Source organism: Vibrio tasmaniensis (assembly GCF_024347635.1).
In the GTDB taxonomy this organism is placed as follows: domain Bacteria; phylum Pseudomonadota; class Gammaproteobacteria; order Enterobacterales; family Vibrionaceae; genus Vibrio; species Vibrio tasmaniensis.
The window spans coordinates 3,158,319-3,176,622 of the sequence record NZ_AP025510.1; the positions used below are offsets into that span (position 1 = coordinate 3,158,319).

The 18,304-nt window shown below is 45.8% G+C and carries 12 protein-coding genes, 5 tRNA genes and 3 rRNA genes; 7 read left to right on the forward strand and 13 right to left on the reverse strand.

The window, feature by feature from the left end; genetic code table 11:
• The first annotated feature begins 25 nt into the window (after positions 1-25).
• From OCV44_RS14075 to ubiK, 4 genes are all read left to right on the forward strand, one after another.
• Positions 26-643: a TetR/AcrR family transcriptional regulator gene (locus OCV44_RS14075; RefSeq protein ID WP_139684819.1), complete on the forward strand. Its 618-nt coding sequence runs from the start codon at positions 26-28 to the stop codon at positions 641-643.
• An 18-nt stretch (positions 644-661) separates the two neighbouring features.
• Positions 662-1,768, forward strand: a complete 1,107-nt coding sequence (locus OCV44_RS14080; RefSeq protein ID WP_139684820.1) for an efflux RND transporter periplasmic adaptor subunit — start codon at positions 662-664, stop codon at positions 1,766-1,768.
• Positions 1,769-1,779: 11 nt separating this feature from the next.
• A complete protein-coding gene (locus tag OCV44_RS14085) occupies positions 1,780-4,902 on the forward strand; it encodes a multidrug efflux RND transporter permease subunit (RefSeq protein WP_139684821.1) in 3,123 nt (1,040 codons plus the stop codon).
• Between the two features lie 119 nt (positions 4,903-5,021).
• The gene (ubiK, locus tag OCV44_RS14090; RefSeq protein WP_004735787.1) at positions 5,022-5,273 is read left to right on the forward strand and encodes a ubiquinone biosynthesis accessory factor UbiK; all 252 of its coding nucleotides are present in this window, start codon (positions 5,022-5,024) and stop codon (positions 5,271-5,273) included.
• Positions 5,274-5,547: 274 nt separating this feature from the next.
• Here ubiK and ilvC read toward each other — a convergent pair whose 3' ends face one another.
• Positions 5,548-7,032, reverse strand: a complete 1,485-nt coding sequence (ilvC, locus tag OCV44_RS14095; protein ID WP_017096410.1) for a ketol-acid reductoisomerase — start codon at positions 7,030-7,032, stop codon at positions 5,548-5,550.
• Positions 7,033-7,178: 146 nt separating this feature from the next.
• On the opposite strand from ilvC, the gene ilvY reads away from it, so the two are divergent.
• Positions 7,179-8,069: an HTH-type transcriptional activator IlvY gene (ilvY, locus tag OCV44_RS14100; RefSeq protein ID WP_139684822.1), complete on the forward strand. Its 891-nt coding sequence runs from the start codon at positions 7,179-7,181 to the stop codon at positions 8,067-8,069.
• A 110-nt stretch (positions 8,070-8,179) separates the two neighbouring features.
• Here the strand turns inward: ilvY and OCV44_RS14105 are convergent.
• From OCV44_RS14105 to OCV44_RS14140, 8 genes are all read right to left on the reverse strand, one after another.
• Positions 8,180-8,270: transfer RNA gene (locus OCV44_RS14105), tRNA-Ser, on the reverse strand.
• A 71-nt stretch (positions 8,271-8,341) separates the two neighbouring features.
• Positions 8,342-8,457: ribosomal RNA gene (gene rrf / locus OCV44_RS14110) — 5S ribosomal RNA — on the reverse strand.
• 123 nt (positions 8,458-8,580) lie between these two features.
• Positions 8,581-11,474 (reverse strand): 23S ribosomal RNA (locus OCV44_RS14115).
• Positions 11,475-11,788: 314 nt separating this feature from the next.
• Positions 11,789-11,864 (reverse strand) — tRNA-Val (locus OCV44_RS14120).
• Positions 11,865-11,892: 28 nt separating this feature from the next.
• Positions 11,893-11,968 (reverse strand) — tRNA-Ala (locus OCV44_RS14125).
• A gap of 25 nt (positions 11,969-11,993) precedes the next feature.
• Positions 11,994-12,069 (reverse strand) — tRNA-Lys (locus OCV44_RS14130).
• Between the two features lie 2 nt (positions 12,070-12,071).
• Positions 12,072-12,147 (reverse strand) — tRNA-Glu (locus OCV44_RS14135).
• Positions 12,148-12,269: 122 nt separating this feature from the next.
• Positions 12,270-13,824: ribosomal RNA gene (locus tag OCV44_RS14140) — 16S ribosomal RNA — on the reverse strand.
• The 16S, 23S and 5S rRNA genes sit together here with 5 tRNA genes alongside, the layout of an rRNA operon.
• Positions 13,825-14,393: 569 nt before the next feature.
• On the opposite strand from OCV44_RS14140, the gene OCV44_RS14145 reads away from it, so the two are divergent.
• The gene (locus OCV44_RS14145) at positions 14,394-14,939 is read left to right on the forward strand and encodes a gamma carbonic anhydrase family protein (protein WP_139685455.1); all 546 of its coding nucleotides are present in this window, start codon (positions 14,394-14,396) and stop codon (positions 14,937-14,939) included.
• Here OCV44_RS14145 and OCV44_RS14150 read toward each other — a convergent pair.
• The 4 genes from OCV44_RS14150 to OCV44_RS14165 form a co-directional block, all read right to left on the reverse strand.
• Complete coding sequence (locus OCV44_RS14150; RefSeq protein WP_139685456.1) at positions 14,936-15,205, reverse strand: DUF1488 family protein; 270 nt, start codon at positions 15,203-15,205, stop codon at positions 14,936-14,938. The genes OCV44_RS14145 and OCV44_RS14150 overlap by 4 nt on opposite strands.
• A 17-nt stretch (positions 15,206-15,222) precedes the next feature.
• Complete coding sequence (gene aroE / locus OCV44_RS14155; protein WP_139685457.1) at positions 15,223-16,053, reverse strand: shikimate dehydrogenase; 831 nt, start codon at positions 16,051-16,053, stop codon at positions 15,223-15,225.
• 75 nt (positions 16,054-16,128) lie between these two features.
• Positions 16,129-17,046 (reverse strand): oxygen-dependent coproporphyrinogen oxidase, encoded by a 918-nt coding sequence (gene hemF / locus OCV44_RS14160; protein ID WP_139685458.1) that lies wholly within the window; start codon positions 17,044-17,046, stop codon positions 16,129-16,131.
• A gap of 19 nt (positions 17,047-17,065) precedes the next feature.
• Positions 17,066-17,623: an L-threonylcarbamoyladenylate synthase gene (locus tag OCV44_RS14165; protein WP_139685459.1), complete on the reverse strand. Its 558-nt coding sequence runs from the start codon at positions 17,621-17,623 to the stop codon at positions 17,066-17,068.
• A 195-nt stretch (positions 17,624-17,818) separates the two neighbouring features.
• Between OCV44_RS14165 and purE the strand changes: the two genes are divergently transcribed.
• Positions 17,819-18,304, forward strand: coding sequence for a 5-(carboxyamino)imidazole ribonucleotide mutase (purE, locus tag OCV44_RS14170; RefSeq protein ID WP_004735777.1), 486 nt, complete (start codon positions 17,819-17,821; stop codon positions 18,302-18,304).

Genomic DNA, 18,304 nt, shown 5'->3' on the forward strand with positions numbered 1-18,304 from the left:
ATGTGTGGGTCTTAGGCTATAATGAATGAACGTTCATTCATTAGTGAGTATATTATCACTGTCTGGTTCTTATTCTATGATAGATAAAAGACAACAAATTATAGATGCCGCCGAAAAACTGATTGCTGAATCGGGCTTTCACGGTCTTTCTATGCATAAACTAGCCAAAGAAGCAGGAGTTGCGGCAGGAACGATTTATCGCTACTTCTCAGACAAAGAAGAACTATTACAACAAGTTCGCTTAGCTGTCTCTCAACGAAATGCTGGTTTAATTCAGCAAGGTGTTGAAGATTCGATGAGTCTAAAAGAACGATTTAGAAAAATGTGGCTCAACATTTTCGAGCTCTCGGGATCAAACATCTGCAATTTAAAGAATAGAGCTCAATACGACTCTTTGCCTTGTATTCGCAGCCATGAGACCAAAGAGATTGAACGAAAAATGTTCCACAAAATAGATCAACTCTTTACTGAAGGTAGAGAGCAAGGGGTGTTTAAGCCTCTAGAAAACCCTGTTTTAGCAGCACTTAGCTTAGAAGTCAGTGTCACGCTGGCCCGTAAGCAATCTCTTGGATATTACCAGCTTGATAAAAAAGCCATTGAAGCGGCGATTGAAGCAAGTTGGGATGCGATTATTACACACTAATTTGGAGTTCTAACTAGAATGAAAAAGTGGACTTTCTTCATGTTACTCATCGCTGTACTACTTTTCGGCAGCGTTATTGGGTTTAACATGTTTAAACAACAAAAAATTGCTGAGTTTATGGCTAACCGACCTGAGCCAGAGTTTCCAGTAACGGTAACAGAAGTTCAGCCTATCGACTGGGTTCCAGTGATCGAAGCTATCGGCTTCATCGAACCTAATCAAGGTGTGACACTAGCGAACGAAACCAGCGGTGTTATTGACCAAATATCTTTTGGTTCTGGTACTGATGTTAAAAATGACCAACTTCTTGTTCGTCTTGATTCTGGCGTAGAAAAGGCAAATCTAAAGAGCTCTGAAGCTCGCCTACCTGCGGCAAAAGCAAAATACAAACGCTACCAAGGTCTTTTTAAGAAAGGTTCTATTTCTAAAGAAGCATACGATGAAGCGGAAGCAAACTTCTACTCTCTATCTGCTGATATTGAAAGCCTAAAAGCATCTATCGCACGTCGTGAAATTCGAGCTCCTTTCGATGGCAAAGTGGGTATTCGTAACGTTTACCTAGGTCAATACCTGCAATCAGGTACGGATATCGTTCGTTTAGAAGATACCAGTGTAATGCGCCTGCGCTTCACGGTTTCTCAAACTGATATCTCTCGCATCCATGTGGGTCAAGCTATCGACATCTTTGTTGATGCCTACCCAGAGAAGCCATTTGAAGGTTCTATCAGTGCAATTGAACCAGCGGTTAGCATTCAAAGTGGTCTTATCCAAGTTCAAGCAGACATTCCAAACAATGATGGCAAGCTTCGTAGCGGTATGTTCGCTCGCGCTAACATCATTCTGCCTAAACTAGAGAACCAAGTAACTCTTCCTCAAACCGCGATTACTTTCACTCTATACGGTGACAACGTTTACATCTTGACTGAAGAAGACGGCGTTCAACGTGTTGCTCAACATGTTGTAAAAGTAGGTGAGCGTACTACTGATATTGCACACATCCTTGATGGTGTTAAAGCTGGCGATACGGTTGTAACTTCTGGCCAAGTACGTCTAAGTAACGGTGCCAAAGTTAAGATTGTTGAAAGTGATGCGATCACTCCACCATCTGAAACACCTAAGCTGTAACTGGAGGCACAATGCGCTTTACTGATGTTTTTATTAAACGTCCAGTTCTAGCGGTATCCATCAGCTTTTTGATTGCTCTGCTTGGCTTACAAGCAATCTTCAAAATGCAGGTGCGTGAATACCCTGAAATGACGAATACCGTGGTGACAGTCTCAACTGGTTACTATGGTGCAAGTGCCGATCTTATCCAAGGCTTTATCACCCAGCCCCTCGAACAGGCTGTGGCTCAAGCGGATAATATCGATTATATGACATCTTCTTCTGTGCTAGGTAAATCTACGATTACCGTGAACATGAAGTTGAACACCGATCCGAATGCGGCATTGTCTGACATACTGGCCAAGACAAACTCGGTACGTTCTCAGCTACCTAAAGAGGCTGAAGATCCAACCGTAACCATGTCTACCGGTTCAACAACCGCTGTACTCTATATTGGTTTTACCAGTGACGAGTTGGTGTCTAGCCAAATTACCGACTATCTAGAGCGTGTAATCAACCCGCAGCTATTTACGGTTAATGGTGTATCTAAAGTTGACCTATATGGTGGTATGAAATACGCACTGCGCGTGTGGCTAGACCCATCAAAAATGGCGGCGATTGGTCTGACTGCATCTGATGTAATGACGGTACTGAACGCTAACAACTACCAATCAGCTACGGGTCAAGCGACCGGTGAGTTCGTGCTTTACAACGGCAGTGCCGATACTCAGGTATCAAATACTGAAGAACTCGAGAATCTAGTCGTGAAAAGCGGAGAAGGTGAGATCATTCGCCTATCCGATATCGCGAAGGTTTCTCTTGAGAAAAGTCACGATGTTTACCGAGCAAGTGCTAACGGCCAAGAGGCGGTTGTAGCCGCGATCAATGCGGCGCCAAGTGCGAACCCAATCAACATCGCTGCTGATGTACTGGAACTTCTTCCTCAACTAGAGAAGAACCTACCAAGCAACATCTCAATGAACGTAATGTACGATTCAACCATTGCGATTAACGAGTCAATTCAAGAAGTTATTAAGACTATCCTTGAAGCGGCATTAATCGTATTGATCGTGATTACTTTATTCTTAGGTTCATTCCGAGCGGTACTGATCCCTATCATTACTATCCCACTGTCTTTGATTGGTGTGGCAATGGTAATGCAGGCAATGGGCTTCTCTTGGAATCTAATGACACTACTGGCAATGGTACTTGCCATCGGTCTAGTGGTAGATGATGCGATCGTAGTACTTGAAAACGTCGACAGGCATATCAAGCTCGGTGAGTCCCCTTTCCGTGCGGCGATTATCGGTACCCGTGAAATTGCGGTGCCTGTTATCGCAATGACGTTAACGCTAGGTGCGGTATATGCTCCAATTGCGATGATGGGTGGTATTACAGGCTCACTATTTAAAGAGTTTGCATTAACCCTAGCTGGTTCGGTTTTCGTATCAGGCATTGTGGCACTAACGCTCTCGCCAATGATGTGTTCAAAAATGCTGAAAGCTCACGCTGAGCCGAGTAAGTTTGAGCAGAAAGTTCATAGCGTGCTGGATGGCATGACTAACCGTTACGAGCGTATGCTTGGTGCGGTAATGCAACATCGTCCAGTATTTATTGGTTTTGCTATCATCGTATTTGCAAGTTTACCGTTGTTGTTCAAATTCATCCCTAGTGAGCTAGCACCTTCAGAAGATAAAGGTGTAATCATGTTAATGGGTACAGCACCGTCGAATGCGAACTTAGACTTCATGCAAAATACCATGAACGACGTAAACAAAATTCTGTCTGATCAGCCAGAAGTTGCTTACGCACAGGTATTTACAGGTGTGCCAAATGCAAACCAAGCATTTGGTATCGCATCTATGGTTCCTTGGAGCGAACGAGAAGCAAGCCAATCAGACGTAGCAAACCGCGTTGGTAATTTGGTGAAAGATGTTCCAGGAATGGCGGTAACTGCATTCCAAATGCCAGAACTACCAGGTGCGGGTTCAGGCCTTCCGATTCAGTTTGTCATAACAACGCCAAACAGTTTTGAAAGCTTGTTCCAAATTACCACAGACATTCTGGCTGATGTCTCTTCAAACCCGTTGTTCGTATATTCAGATCTCGACCTGAACTACGACTCAGCAACCATGAAGATCAACATCGACAAGGATAAAGCGGGCGCATACGGTGTGACTATGCAAGATATCGGTATCACGCTCGGTACCATGATGTCTGATGGCTACGTAAACCGTATCGACTTGAATGGTCGTTCTTACGAGGTTATCCCTCAGGTTGAACGTAAATTCCGTTTGAACCCAGAGTCAATGAACAACTACTACGTACGTGCTGCAGACGGTAATGCTGTACCATTAGGCAGTTTGATTACGATTGATGTTGTGGCAGAGCCTCGCTCTCTTCCTCACTTCAACCAATTGAACTCGGCTACGATTGGTGCGGTACCGGCTCCAGGCGCTGCAATGGGTGATGCAATTGCGTGGTTTGAAGACACGGCAGCGAATAAGCTTCCAAGTGGCTACAACCATGACTATATGGGTGAAGCACGCCAATACGTAACAGAAGGTAGCGCACTTTACGCGACCTTTGGTTTAGCACTGGCAATCATCTTCTTGGTATTGGCGATTCAGTTTGAATCACTGAAAGACCCACTGGTTATCATGGTATCTGTACCACTGGCGATCTGTGGTGCCCTAATAGCTCTGGCTTGGGGCGCGGCAACGATGAACATCTACTCGCAAGTTGGTTTGATCACCTTAGTCGGCCTGATTACCAAGCACGGTATCTTGATCTGTGAAGTTGCAAAAGAAGAGCAGCTGCACAATCAAAAAACTCGTATTGAAGCGGTAATGGAAGCTGCGAAGGTTCGTCTTCGTCCAATCCTGATGACAACCGCTGCGATGATCGCGGGTCTAATCCCACTGATGTACGCAAGTGGTGCGGGTGCGGCTCAGCGTTTCAGTATTGGTATCGTAATCGTTGCTGGTTTAGCAATTGGTACTCTCTTCACGCTATTTGTACTGCCTGTGATTTACAGCTACTTGGCTGAAAAACACAAACCTCTACCTGTATTTGTTGAAGACAAAGACCTAGAAAAACTAGCTCGCGTCGATGAAGCAAAAGCAGCACACAGAGAATTAGCTGATAATAAGTAATCACTAAGTCGTAATAACAATAAAAAGGCTACTTCGGTAGCCTTTTTTTGTACGCCATAGGCGACATCTCAAGTGTGATTAAATAGAATAGTGGTAAATATTCAGGAGTTTTAATTGATATGTTTGATCCAAAAAAACTAGAGCAGATTGCTAAGCAGATCCACGATTCTATGCCTCAACCAGTAAAAGAGCTTGGTTCAGACGTAGATCAAAAAGTTCGTCAGGTTATCCAAGGCCAACTGAACAAGCTAGACGTTGTAAGCCGTGAAGAATTTGATGTTCAAACACAAGTACTACTGCGCACTCGCCAAAAGCTGACTGAAATGGAACAAAAGCTAACGGACTTAGAAGCAAAGATTGCCGACAAGTAAGCGTAAAGCGCGAAAACTGAAAGGGTTGGTGTGAAAGCACCAACCCTTTTGTATTTCTGAAGATCAATCAAGAACTGAAAGTCGACGAAGACTGTTCAAACAATGTTCATTTAATTGATTTTTAAGACTTTGTTACTAAAAGCAAAAAGGCTTGGTCAACGGCGACCAAGCCTTTTTATTAGATGTTGTGTTGCTTATTTATAACTCCAACCTGTAAGGAGTTGGTGATACTGCTTCGCTTTTTCTGCAAATTTATCAGTATCTAAGCGACTAATTAACCGCCTACAGCGATACGCTTCATGTCGCTCATGTAGCTACGTAGCTCTTCACCGATGTACTCTACAGGGTGGTTACGGATAGCTTCGTTTACTTCAATTAGCTTAGCGTTATCAACTTGGTTAGATGTTTCACCTAGACCACGGCCGATTACGTCTGTTGCTACTGAAGGCATGAACTTCTCACGTAGCAGCGGTGTTGCTACGTTAGCGAATAGGTAGTTACCGTACTCAGCAGTATCAGAGATTACAACGTTCATTTCGTAAAGACGCTTACGAGCAACTGTGTTTGCGATTAGTGGAAGCTCATGTAGAGATTCGTAGTAAGCCGACTCATCGATGATGCCAGATGCCGTCATAGCTTCAAATGCTAGCTCAACACCGGCACGAACCATAGCAACCATTAGGATACCGTTATCGAAGTACTCTTGCTCTGAGATTTCTACGTCAGAAGCTGGGTAGTTTTCGAATGCCGTTTCGCCTGTCTCTTCACGCCAGCCCAGTAGGTTCACATCATCGTTCGCCCAGTCAGCCATCATTGTGCTAGAGAAGTGACCAGAGATGATGTCATCCATGTGCTTGTTGTAAAGCGGACGCATTAGGTCTTTAAGTTCTTCAGAAAGCTCAAACGCTTTAACTTTAGCTGGGTTAGATAGACGATCCATCATGTGAGTTACGCCACCGAACTTAAGTGCTTCAGTGATCGTTTCCCAACCGTATTGTAGAAGCTTACCTGCGTAGCCTGGTTCAATACCATCAGCAATCATCTTCTCGTAAGATACGATAGAACCTGCTTGAAGCATGCCACATAGAATGGTTTGCTCACCCATAAGGTCAGATTTAACTTCAGCTACGAATGAAGACTCTAGGCAACCTGCACGGTGACCACCAGTACCAGCAGCCCAAGCTTTAGCGATATCCCAGCCTTCGCCTTTAGGGTCATTTTCTGGGTGAACAGCGATCAGTGTTGGAACACCGAAGCCACGCTTGTACTCTTCACGAACTTCAGAACCAGGACACTTAGGTGCAACCATAACTACAGTAAGGTCAGCACGTAATTGCATGCCTTCTTCCACAACGTTAAAGCCGTGAGAGTAACCAAGAGCAGCGCCTTCTTTCATTAGAGGCATTACTGTCTCAACAACATTAGTGTGTTGCTTGTCTGGAGTAAGGTTGATAACTAGATCTGCTTGAGGGATTAGCGTTTCGTAGCTACCCACAACAAAGCCGTTTTCATCAGCGTTTTTGAATGATTGACGCTTTTCATCAATTGCCGCTTGGCGTAGAGCGTAAGATACATCTAGACCAGAATCACGCATGTTCAGACCTTGGTTTAGGCCTTGAGCACCACAACCAACAATGACGATTTTCTTGCCTTCAAGATATTCAGCTTCAGTCGTGAATTCTTCACGATCCATGAAGCGGCAACGACCTAATTGGTCTAGTTGTTCACGAAGGTTTAATGTATTGAAATAGTTAGCCATTGTAGGGCACTCCTTTAAAAATAAGTCCGTAAGGTCGATATCTGTCTACCGAATGACTTCATACTAAAACAGACACTCCGTTGCTGAAAGTGATATATTCACAATTAGTTATTGCAATAAATGCAACATGGAAACGTTCGCAGAACATGAACATAAAATCTCTACAATTATTTATACATTTATGTGACAGCAAGAGTTTCAGCAAAACCGCTGCAGCTATGCACGTCAGTCCTTCTGCCCTTAGTCGTCAAATACAAAAGCTTGAGGAAGAAACAGGGCAAGAACTGCTTATCAGGGATAATCGCAGTGTCGATCTCACTCCAGCAGGAAAGCACCTATTGCCAGTAGCATTAAGCATTGTAGGGGAGTGGCAGCAATACAATCTTCACCTGAAAGGTGGTGAGCAAGAACTTAAGGGTGAGATCCGCATATTTTGCTCGGTAACCGCTAGTTACAGCCACCTACCTGAGCTCATAACCGAATTCAGAGCTATTCATCCGTACATTGAATTTAAGCTCTCTACAGGCGATCCAGCTCAATCCATCGACAAAATACTGAATGATGAGGCTGATATTGCTATTTCAGCTAAACCTGACATTTTGCCTTCAAGATTAGAATTTGAAACCATCAGCGATATACCACTGTCAGTGATCATCCCATCCGGTGTGAGTAGTTTTAGCCAGCAGCTTCAATCAGATAAACCAAACTGGAATGAAGTGCCTTTTATCATCCCAGAAGCAGGTACTGCACGAGAACGTGCGAACGCGTGGTTCAAAAAGATGAAGATAAAGCCCAACATTTACGCTCAGGTATCAGGTCATGAAGCCATCGTAAGTATGGTGGCACTAGGTTGTGGAGTTGGTATCGCGCCAGATGTTGTAATCAACAACAGCCCTGTGAGAGACAAAGTCGATCGCTTAAAAATAGAACCTATAAAACCCTTTGAATTAGGCGTTTGCTGTAAACGCTCTCAGCTAGATAACCCTCTAATAAGAGCATTTTGGCAAGTTGCAGAGGGTAAATATTTAACAGACTAGCAATGATAAGGTTCCGGTAAACAAAAAGAGAAGGGCACGTCAGTGCTCTTCTCTTTTTATATTACATATAAGAAAAAAGCCCGCTGATTTCTCAGCGGGCTTTTCAATGGTGGTGGAGGGATAGGGATTTGAACCCTAGAACCGCTATTAACGGTTGCCGGTTTTCAAGACCGGTGCTTTCGACCACTCAGCCATCCCTCCAACAAATTGTCATCAACAGATTAGTACACTGTAGATGTTGTTACATGTATACACAGGTAACGATATTTAAAGCCTGGCGATGTCCTACTCTCACATGGGGAAGCCCCACACTACCATCGGCGCTATTGTGTTTCACTTCTGAGTTCGGCATGGAATCAGGTGGGTCCACAATGCTATGGTCGCCAAGCAAATTTTGTTTAATTGACGCGCTAGCGGCAATTAATAATTCGGAAAACTGATTTAAAAGTCTCTTCAAACGCATTCAAGGTCTGGTCTTTCTATTGAGTCCACAAAACCCCTTGGGTGTTGTATGGTTAAGCCTCACGGGCAATTAGTACAGGTTAGCTCAATGCCTCGCAGCACTTACACACCCTGCCTATCAACGTCGTAGTCTACGACAACCCTTTAGGACACTTATAGTGCCAGGGAAAACTCATCTCAAGGCTCGCTTCCCGCTTAGATGCTTTCAGCGGTTATCGATTCCGAACTTAGCTACCGGGCAATGCCATTGGCATGACAACCCGAACACCAGAGGTTCGTCCACTCCGGTCCTCTCGTACTAGGAGCAGCCCCTTTCAATTTTCCAACGCCCACGGCAGATAGGGACCGAACTGTCTCACGACGTTCTAAACCCAGCTCGCGTACCACTTTAAATGGCGAACAGCCATACCCTTGGGACCGACTTCAGCCCCAGGATGTGATGAGCCGACATCGAGGTGCCAAACACCGCCGTCGATATGAACTCTTGGGCGGTATCAGCCTGTTATCCCCGGAGTACCTTTTATCCGTTGAGCGATGGCCCTTCCATTCAGAACCACCGGATCACTATGACCTGCTTTCGCACCTGCTCGAATTGTCATTCTCGCAGTCAAGCGGGCTTATGCCATTGCACTAACCACACGATGTCCAACCGTGTTTAGCCCACCTTCGTGCTCCTCCGTTACTCTTTGGGAGGAGACCGCCCCAGTCAAACTACCCACCAGGCACTGTCCGTAATCCCGATTCAGGGACCAACGTTAGAACATCAAAACTACAAGGGTGGTATTTCAAGGACGACTCCACCACATCTAGCGACGCGGTTTCATAGTCTCCCACCTATCCTACACATGTAGGTTCAATGTTCAGTGCCAAGCTGTAGTAAAGGTTCACGGGGTCTTTCCGTCTAGCCGCGGGTACACTGCATCTTCACAGCGATTTCAATTTCACTGAGTCTCGGGTGGAGACAGCGTGGCCATCATTACGCCATTCGTGCAGGTCGGAACTTACCCGACAAGGAATTTCGCTACCTTAGGACCGTTATAGTTACGGCCGCCGTTTACCGGGGCTTCGATCAAGAGCTTCGACCGAAGTCTAACCCCATCAATTAACCTTCCGGCACCGGGCAGGCGTCACACCGTATACGTCATCTTACGATTTTGCACAGTGCTGTGTTTTTAATAAACAGTTGCAGCCACCTGGTATCTGCGACTCTCGTCTGCTCCATCCGCAAGGGACTTCACTGATAAGAGCGTACCTTCTCCCGAAGTTACGGTACCATTTTGCCTAGTTCCTTCACCCGAGTTCTCTCAAGCGCCTTGGTATTCTCTACCCGACCACCTGTGTCGGTTTGGGGTACGATTCCTTACAATCTGAAGCTTAGAGGCTTTTCCTGGAAGCATGGCATCAATGACTTCACTACCGTAGTAGCTCGACATCGTATCTCAGCGTTAATGAAAGTCCGGATTTACCTAAACTTTCCGCCTACGTACTTGAACCTGGACAACCGTCGCCAGGCCCACCTAGCCTTCTCCGTCCCCCCATCGCAATTGTAAGAAGTACGGGAATATTAACCCGTTTCCCATCGACTACGCCTTTCGGCCTCGCCTTAGGAGTCGACTTACCCTGCCCCGATTAACGTTGGACAGGAACCCTTGGTCTTCCGGCGAGGGAGTTTTTCACTCCCTTTATCGTTACTCATGTCAGCATTCGCACTTCTGATACCTCCAGCAGCCCTTACAGACCACCTTCAACGGCTTACAGAACGCTCCCCTACCCCACATACCCTAAGGTACGTAGCCGCAGCTTCGGTGTATAGCTTAGCCCCGTTACATCTTCCGCGCAGGCCGACTCGACCAGTGAGCTATTACGCTTTCTTTAAATGATGGCTGCTTCTAAGCCAACATCCTGGCTGTCTGAGCCTTCCCACATCGTTTCCCACTTAGCTATACTTTGGGACCTTAGCTGGCGGTCTGGGTTGTTTCCCTCTCCACGACGGACGTTAGCACCCGCCGTGTGTCTCCCGGATAGTACTTACTGGTATTCGGAGTTTGCAAAGGGTTGGTAAGTCGGGATGACCCCCTAGCCTTAACAGTGCTCTACCCCCAGTAGTATTCGTCCGAGGCGCTACCTAAATAGCTTTCGGGGAGAACCAGCTATCTCCAGGTTTGATTGGCCTTTCACCCCTAGCCACAAGTCATCCGCTAATTTTTCAACATTAGTCGGTTCGGTCCTCCAGTTGATGTTACTCAACCTTCAACCTGCCCATGGCTAGATCACCTGGTTTCGGGTCTAATCCTAGCAACTGTACGCCCAGTTAAGACTCGGTTTCCCTACGGCTCCCCTAAACGGTTAACCTTGCTACTAAAATTAAGTCGCTGACCCATTATACAAAAGGTACGCAGTCACACCACGAAGGTGCTCCTACTGCTTGTACGTACACGGTTTCAGGTTCTATTTCACTCCCCTCACAGGGGTTCTTTTCGCCTTTCCCTCACGGTACTGGTTCACTATCGGTCAGTCAGTAGTATTTAGCCTTGGAGGATGGTCCCCCCATATTCAGACAGGATATCACGTGTCCCGCCCTACTCGTTTTCACTGATTATGAGATGTCGATTACGGGGCTATCACCCTTTATTGCGGCACTTTCCAGAGCCTTCATCTGTCTCATTAAAAGCTTAAGGGCTAATCCAATTTCGCTCGCCGCTACTTTCGGAATCTCGGTTGATTTCTCTTCCTCGGGGTACTTAGATGTTTCAGTTCCCCCGGTTTGCCTCCTGTTGCTATGTATTCACAACAGGATACGTGCTTATGCACGTGGGTTTCCCCATTCAGAAATCCCAGACTCAAAAGGTTATTACTACCTAATCTGGGCTTATCGCAAGTTATTACGTCTTTCATCGCCTCTGACTGCCAAGGCATCCACCGTGTACGCTTAGTCACTTAACCATACAACCCGAAAGGGTCTTAGTGTATGGCAACTAACCAAGGTTTTTGGTTGTCATTAAGAAGGGTTAATTCTCAATGACTGTTTGCCGGACTCAATTGTGAATCAAACTAACGTTTGATTCGAATACAAGACACTTGAATGTGTTTGTTGTGTTTATCTAATGAAAGATAAACATTGAGAACTTTTAAATTTGATTAATATGACTCGTAAGTCAGTTAATCAGTCAGCTTTCCAAATTGTTAAAGAGCAAGAGTTTTAAGCATTAAACTTTCAAACCCATCTTTAAATACTCTCTTACGAGAATGCTTAAAGATGGTGGGCGATACCGGGCTCGAACCAGTGACCCCCTGCTTGTAAGGCAGGTGCTCTCCCAACTGAGCTAATCGCCCATAAAGTTTTAATTCCTTATGGAAGGAATGGTGGAGCTATGCGGGATCGAACCGCAGACCTCCTGCGTGCAAGGCAGGCGCTCTCCCAGCTGAGCTATAGCCCCATATTTTTATTTCCTTGGGAGGAAATGGTGGGTCGTGCAGGATTCGAACCTGCGACCAATTGATTAAAAGTCAACTGCTCTACCAACTGAGCTAACGACCCAATGGTATCCCGTAGGGGAGTCGAACCCCTGTTACCGCCGTGAAAGGGCGGTGTCCTAGGCCTCTAGACGAACGGGACACTGCTAATTTATCTCCACTTTAAAAGTAGAAACAAACTTCGAAGAACCTTGGGAGTTCTTCTTCTCTTTGCTTTTCTAAACCTAATCAATCTGTGTGGACACTCATCGTGGTATCTTCGTATAAGGAGGTGATCCAGCCCCAGGTTCCCCTAGGGCTACCTTGTTACGACTTCACCCCAGTCATGAACCACAAAGTGGTGAGCGTCCTCCCCGAAAGGTTAAACTACCCACTTCTTTTGCAGCCCACTCCCATGGTGTGACGGGCGGTGTGTACAAGGCCCGGGAACGTATTCACCGTGACATTCTGATTCACGATTACTAGCGATTCCGACTTCATGGAGTCGAGTTGCAGACTCCAATCCGGACTACGACGCACTTTTTGGGATTCGCTCACTATCGCTAGCTTGCTGCCCTCTGTATGCGCCATTGTAGCACGTGTGTAGCCCTACTCGTAAGGGCCATGATGACTTGACGTCGTCCCCACCTTCCTCCGGTTTATCACCGGCAGTCTCCCTGGAGTTCCCGACATTACTCGCTGGCAAACAAGGATAAGGGTTGCGCTCGTTGCGGGACTTAACCCAACATTTCACAACACGAGCTGACGACAGCCATGCAGCACCTGTCTCAGAGCTCCCGAAGGCACACCTGCGTCTCCGCTGGCTTCTCTGGATGTCAAGAGTAGGTAAGGTTCTTCGCGTTGCATCGAATTAAACCACATGCTCCACCGCTTGTGCGGGCCCCCGTCAATTCATTTGAGTTTTAATCTTGCGACCGTACTCCCCAGGCGGTCTACTTAACGCGTTAGCTCCGAAAGCCACGGCTCAAGGCCACAACCTCCAAGTAGACATCGTTTACGGCGTGGACTACCAGGGTATCTAATCCTGTTTGCTCCCCACGCTTTCGCATCTGAGTGTCAGTGTCTGTCCAGGGGGCCGCCTTCGCCACTGGTATTCCTTCAGATCTCTACGCATTTCACCGCTACACCTGAAATTCTACCCCCCTCTACAGCACTCTAGTTCACCAGTTTCAAATGCAGTTCCGAGGTTGAGCCCCGGGCTTTCACATCTGACTTAATGAACCACCTGCATGCGCTTTACGCCCAGTAATTCCGATTAACGCTCGCACCCTCCGTATTACCGCGGCTGCTGGCACGGAGTTAGCCGGTGCTTCTTCTGTTGCTAACGTCAAGATGCGCAGCTATTAACTACACACCCTTCCTCACAACTGAAAGTACTTTACAACCCGAAGGCCTTCTTCATACACGCGGCATGGCTGCATCAGGCTTGCGCCCATTGTGCAATATTCCCCACTGCTGCCTCCCGTAGGAGTCTGGACCGTGTCTCAGTTCCAGTGTGGCTGATCATCCTCTCAGACCAGCTAGGGATCGTCGCCTTGGTGAGCCATTACCTCACCAACTAGCTAATCCCACCTAGGCATATCTTGACGCGAGAGGCCCGAAGGTCCCCCTCTTTGGCCCGTAGGCATTATGCGGTATTAGCCATCGTTTCCAATGGTTATCCCCCACATCAAGGCAATTTCCTAGGCATTACTCACCCGTCCGCCGCTCGACGCCCATTAACGCACCCGAAGGATTGTTAGTGTCGTTTCCGCTCGACTTGCATGTGTTAGGCCTGCCGCCAGCGTTCAATCTGAGCCATGATCAAACTCTTCAATTTAAGATTTTGTGACTCAACGAATACTGACTTCAAAACTAATATTCATGTAAACATGAACATGTAATTCTAAAGCTATTACCATTCCAACAGAATGGTAATGAATTGACTGTGCCAAATAACCGAAGTTATTCGTATTGGTCACTCAGTTCATTGAAATCAATTTTGTTACCGAAGTAACTGTTACTACCTAAGTAATAACGTTTTGATATTCATCAACGAGTGCCCACACAGATTGATAGGTTTAAATTGTTAAAGAGCTTTTCCTTTTTGAGCTTCGCTCAAATCGGACGGCCATTTTAGCGATTTAAGTTTTAGTGTCAACCACTATTTTCAAAACTTTTTTCAAGCGCTTAGCTTGGCTAATTTGACCTGCTGATTCGTGTTGGTTTCCTAAGAAGCCTTCCCGTTTCAACGAGGTCGCATTATAGAGATTTCGATCACACTGGCAAGCCCTTTTTGAAGTTTTTCTTACTTTTTTGATTGTTCGAGCGTTTTTTGTTCAGAACACCCCATTTCCACTAGTATTCTTCTTAATTAAAGGCTTAAGGTGCCTATATAAAGGAGGATTTATGAGTTCAATACGCAGTTATAAAGGAATATCCCCTCAGATTGGACAAGGTGTCTATATAGATACAAGTTCTGTTCTGGTTGGTGATATCAAAATCGGTGACGACTCTAGTGTGTGGTCTTTAGTTGCAGCTCGAGGGGATGTGAACCACATTCATATTGGAGATAGAACGAATATCCAAGACGGTAGCGTTTTGCACGTCACCCATAAAAATGCAGAAAACCCTGAGGGTTATCCTCTACTAATAGGTAATGATGTCACTATCGGGCATAAAGTAATGCTGCACGGCTGCACCATTGAAGATCGCGTACTTGTTGGTATGGGAGCTATCGTGCTCGATGGCGTGGTTATTAAAGAAGATGTGATGATTGGTGCTGGTAGCTTGGTTCCGCCTAATAAGGTACTTGAAAGCGGTTATCTATATGTAGGAAGCCCAGTAAAACAAGCACGCCCATTAAATGATAAAGAGCGTGCCTTTTTACAGAAGTCAGCTGACAACTATGTTCAGAATAAAAACGACTATTTAGATTCTGTGTTGCCAGTCTAAAGCACTTTGATCTGAATCCGATTAGAGGAGTCATACTCCTCTTCTTCTATTAACTCTTCAGCTAGCTCTTCAATATCAAAACGTAACTCTGAAAAGATAACTAAAGCTTGATCGCCTTCTTCTATATCTTTACCTGCCAATCGAGACAGCTCTTCAATAGACATAACACACTCAATCAATGCGCCAGACTGCTGTGCTGGGAAGATGATTGATTGATTTTCTTCATCCCAATCTTGGATATCAGGAAATAGAATTGATTGATTCATTTTTTATAAATACCTTGTTACATCTCTAGGTTTTTGCGTAGTTCTCTTAAAATCTGTTTTGTTCCTGGGCGAAGACCACGCCACAGCATAAAGCTCTCAGCTGCCTGCCCCACTAACATACCCAAGCCATCATAAGCAGTATGAACACCATTATCGAATGCCCACTGATTGAATACCGTGGTGCCCGATCCGTAAACCATGTCATAAACGGCGCTATTCGAATTGAAGATAATCTCAGAAACTTCAGGAAGTTGACCACTTAGACCAGACGAGGTTGAGTTAATGATGACATCAAACCCTTCATTAACATCGCTTAACCCCATTCCTTTGATGTTTCCATGTGAAGAAAACATCTCAGCCAGAAGTTGAGCCTTTGAACTGGTTCGATTAGCGACTACCAACTGTTGTGGCTTTTGGTCGAGTAGAGGTTGAATCACTCCTCGAGCAGCACCACCAGCACCAAGTAGAAGAACGCGAGCCCCTTCTAGGACTACTTGATGTTGAAGAAGATCTTGAACTAAACCTTCACCATCGGTGTTATCACCAATGATCTCTCCATCATCGAGCTTCTTAAGTGTGTTTACGGCACCTGCGAGTTCAGCTCTTTCAGTCAGGCGATTAGCGAACTGATACGCATCTTCTTTAAAAGGTGCTGTGACATTACATCCTCTACCACCTTCGCTGAAAAAGGCTTTCGCAGCAGTGATAAATTCACCATGTTCTGGCTGTAATGCTGTATAGGTAAGTTGTTGGCTGGTTTGGCGAGCAAATAATGTGTGAATGAATGGCGATTTGCTTTGCCCAATAGGGTTACCGAAAACGGCATAACGATCTACTTGCTGTGTCATATCCTTACCTAACAGAAATAAAAAAGGGTCTTCTATATAGATGACCCTATCACTATCCCTATAAGGAAGGAAGAACTACCAAACTCGAGGCTTTAGGTAGTCACTATAAAGCAGAGCTTCTGGTGAGCCCACTTGTGGTTCATAGCGATATTCCCAACGAGCCAACGGTGGCATCGACATCAATATAGACTCTGTGCGACCACCACTTTGCAGGCCAAATAAGGTGCCTCGGTCATACACTAAGTTAAACTCAACATAGCGACCACGACGATAAAGCTGGAAGTCACGCTCACGTTCACCATAAGGTGTCGCTTTACGACGCTCAACTATTGGTAGATAAGCGGCTGCAAAACCTTCACCGACAGCCTGCATATAAGCAAAGCTCTTATCGAAACCCCACTCATTTAAGTCATCAAAGAACAGACCACCAACACCACGTGTTTCATCACGGTGAGGCAGATAGAAGTACTTATCACACCATTCCTTGTGTTCTTGATAAACGTCATCACCAAACGGCGCACACAGGTCTTTAGCGGTTTGATGCCAAGATTGGCAGTCTTCATCGAAAGGATAAAATGGCGTTAAGTCAAAACCACCACCAAACCACCAAATCGGGTCTTCCCCTTCTTTTTCTGCGATGAAGAATCGAACGTTCGCGTGTGAGGTTGGGATATATGGGTTTTTAGGGTGGATAACTAATGAAACCCCCATCGCCTCAAACTTACGTCCGGCTAATTCAGGGCGGTGAGCGGTTGCTGAGGCAGGCATCGCCTTACCCGCTACGTGAGAGAAGTTAACCCCACCTTGCTCAAATACCGCACCGTTGGTCATCACACGAGTTCGACCACCACCACCCAGGCGCTCGCCAGGTTCACGCTCCCATGCATCTTCTTCAAACAGTGCAGTGCCATCAGCTTGCTCAAGCTGCTGGCAAATCGAATCTTGTAGGCTCAGTAAAAACTGTTTTACTGCTTCTTTATCAATTGCTGACATCTTTCTTCCTTTGCAGGGTTTAACCCTGTCTTAATATTTTCGACGTTTTTGCATCTCTAATTTCGCTTGGCTTCTCACGACCACCCGTTTGACCTTCGAGAATAGCCACCAAATGTTGACCCAGCTGCTGTTGAACTTCTTCAGTCGTCATACAAGGCGGCTCGCCAGTCAGGTTGGCACTGGTAGAGGTTAACGGCTTGCCGAACTCATTACACATTCTTTGAACCAAAGGGTGATCCGTCACTCGTACCGCGATGGAATCAAACTGGCCACTGACCCAATCAGTTACTTTACTACTGGTTGGCATAATCCAAGTGACCGGGCCCGGCCATGTTGCTTTTACGGTCGCTAACTGCGCTTCCGTCAACTGGCTTTCGTCAATATAGGGCAGCAACTGCTCGTAACTCGCAGCAATTAGGATCAACCCTTTGTCCATCGGTCGCTGTTTTAAATCGAGCAATTTCTTGATGGCTTGTGGATTATCAGGATCACAACCGACCCCAAAAACGCCTTCGGTCGGGTAAGCAATGACTTCACCTTGTTGTAATGCCTGCAAAGTATGTTGAAAGTTATCCACGGGTTGCCTCATTAATTCAGTTATCTAACTCACTAAGTGTACAAATTATCATTCACCGTGACTAAAGCTATTTGTTTATAAAATGTATCAATTAACAACTTACACTGACGCAAACGTTTTCCTTGAGCAATTTTACCCGTATAATGCGCGCAAAATATCTAATCACTAATTAAATCGTACCTGAAGGAGTTTGAGATGACTGTCGGTATTATCATGGGTTCTAAATCTGATTGGCCAACAATGAAGCTAGCTGCAGAAATGTTGGATCAGTTTGGCGTGGCGTACGAAACAAAAGTGGTTTCTGCTCACCGCACACCTCAGTTGCTTGCTGACTACGCAACCAGTGCGAAAGAGCGCGGTATTAAAGTAATTATTGCTGGTGCTGGCGGTGCTGCGCATCTTCCGGGCATGGCTGCAGCTTTCACAAGCGTACCTGTTTTAGGTGTTCCTGTTCAGTCTAAAGCACTGAAGGGCATGGACTCACTGCTTTCTATCGTACAAATGCCAAAAGGTATCGCGGTAGGTACTTTGGCTATCGGTGAAGCTGGTGCTGCCAATGCAGGCATCCTAGCAGCTCAAATCATTGGTACACACAATGAAGAAGTAATGGCAAAAGTAGAAGCGTTCCGCTCTGAGCAAACAGAAACGGTTCTTGCTAATCCTAACCCTGCAGAGGACTAA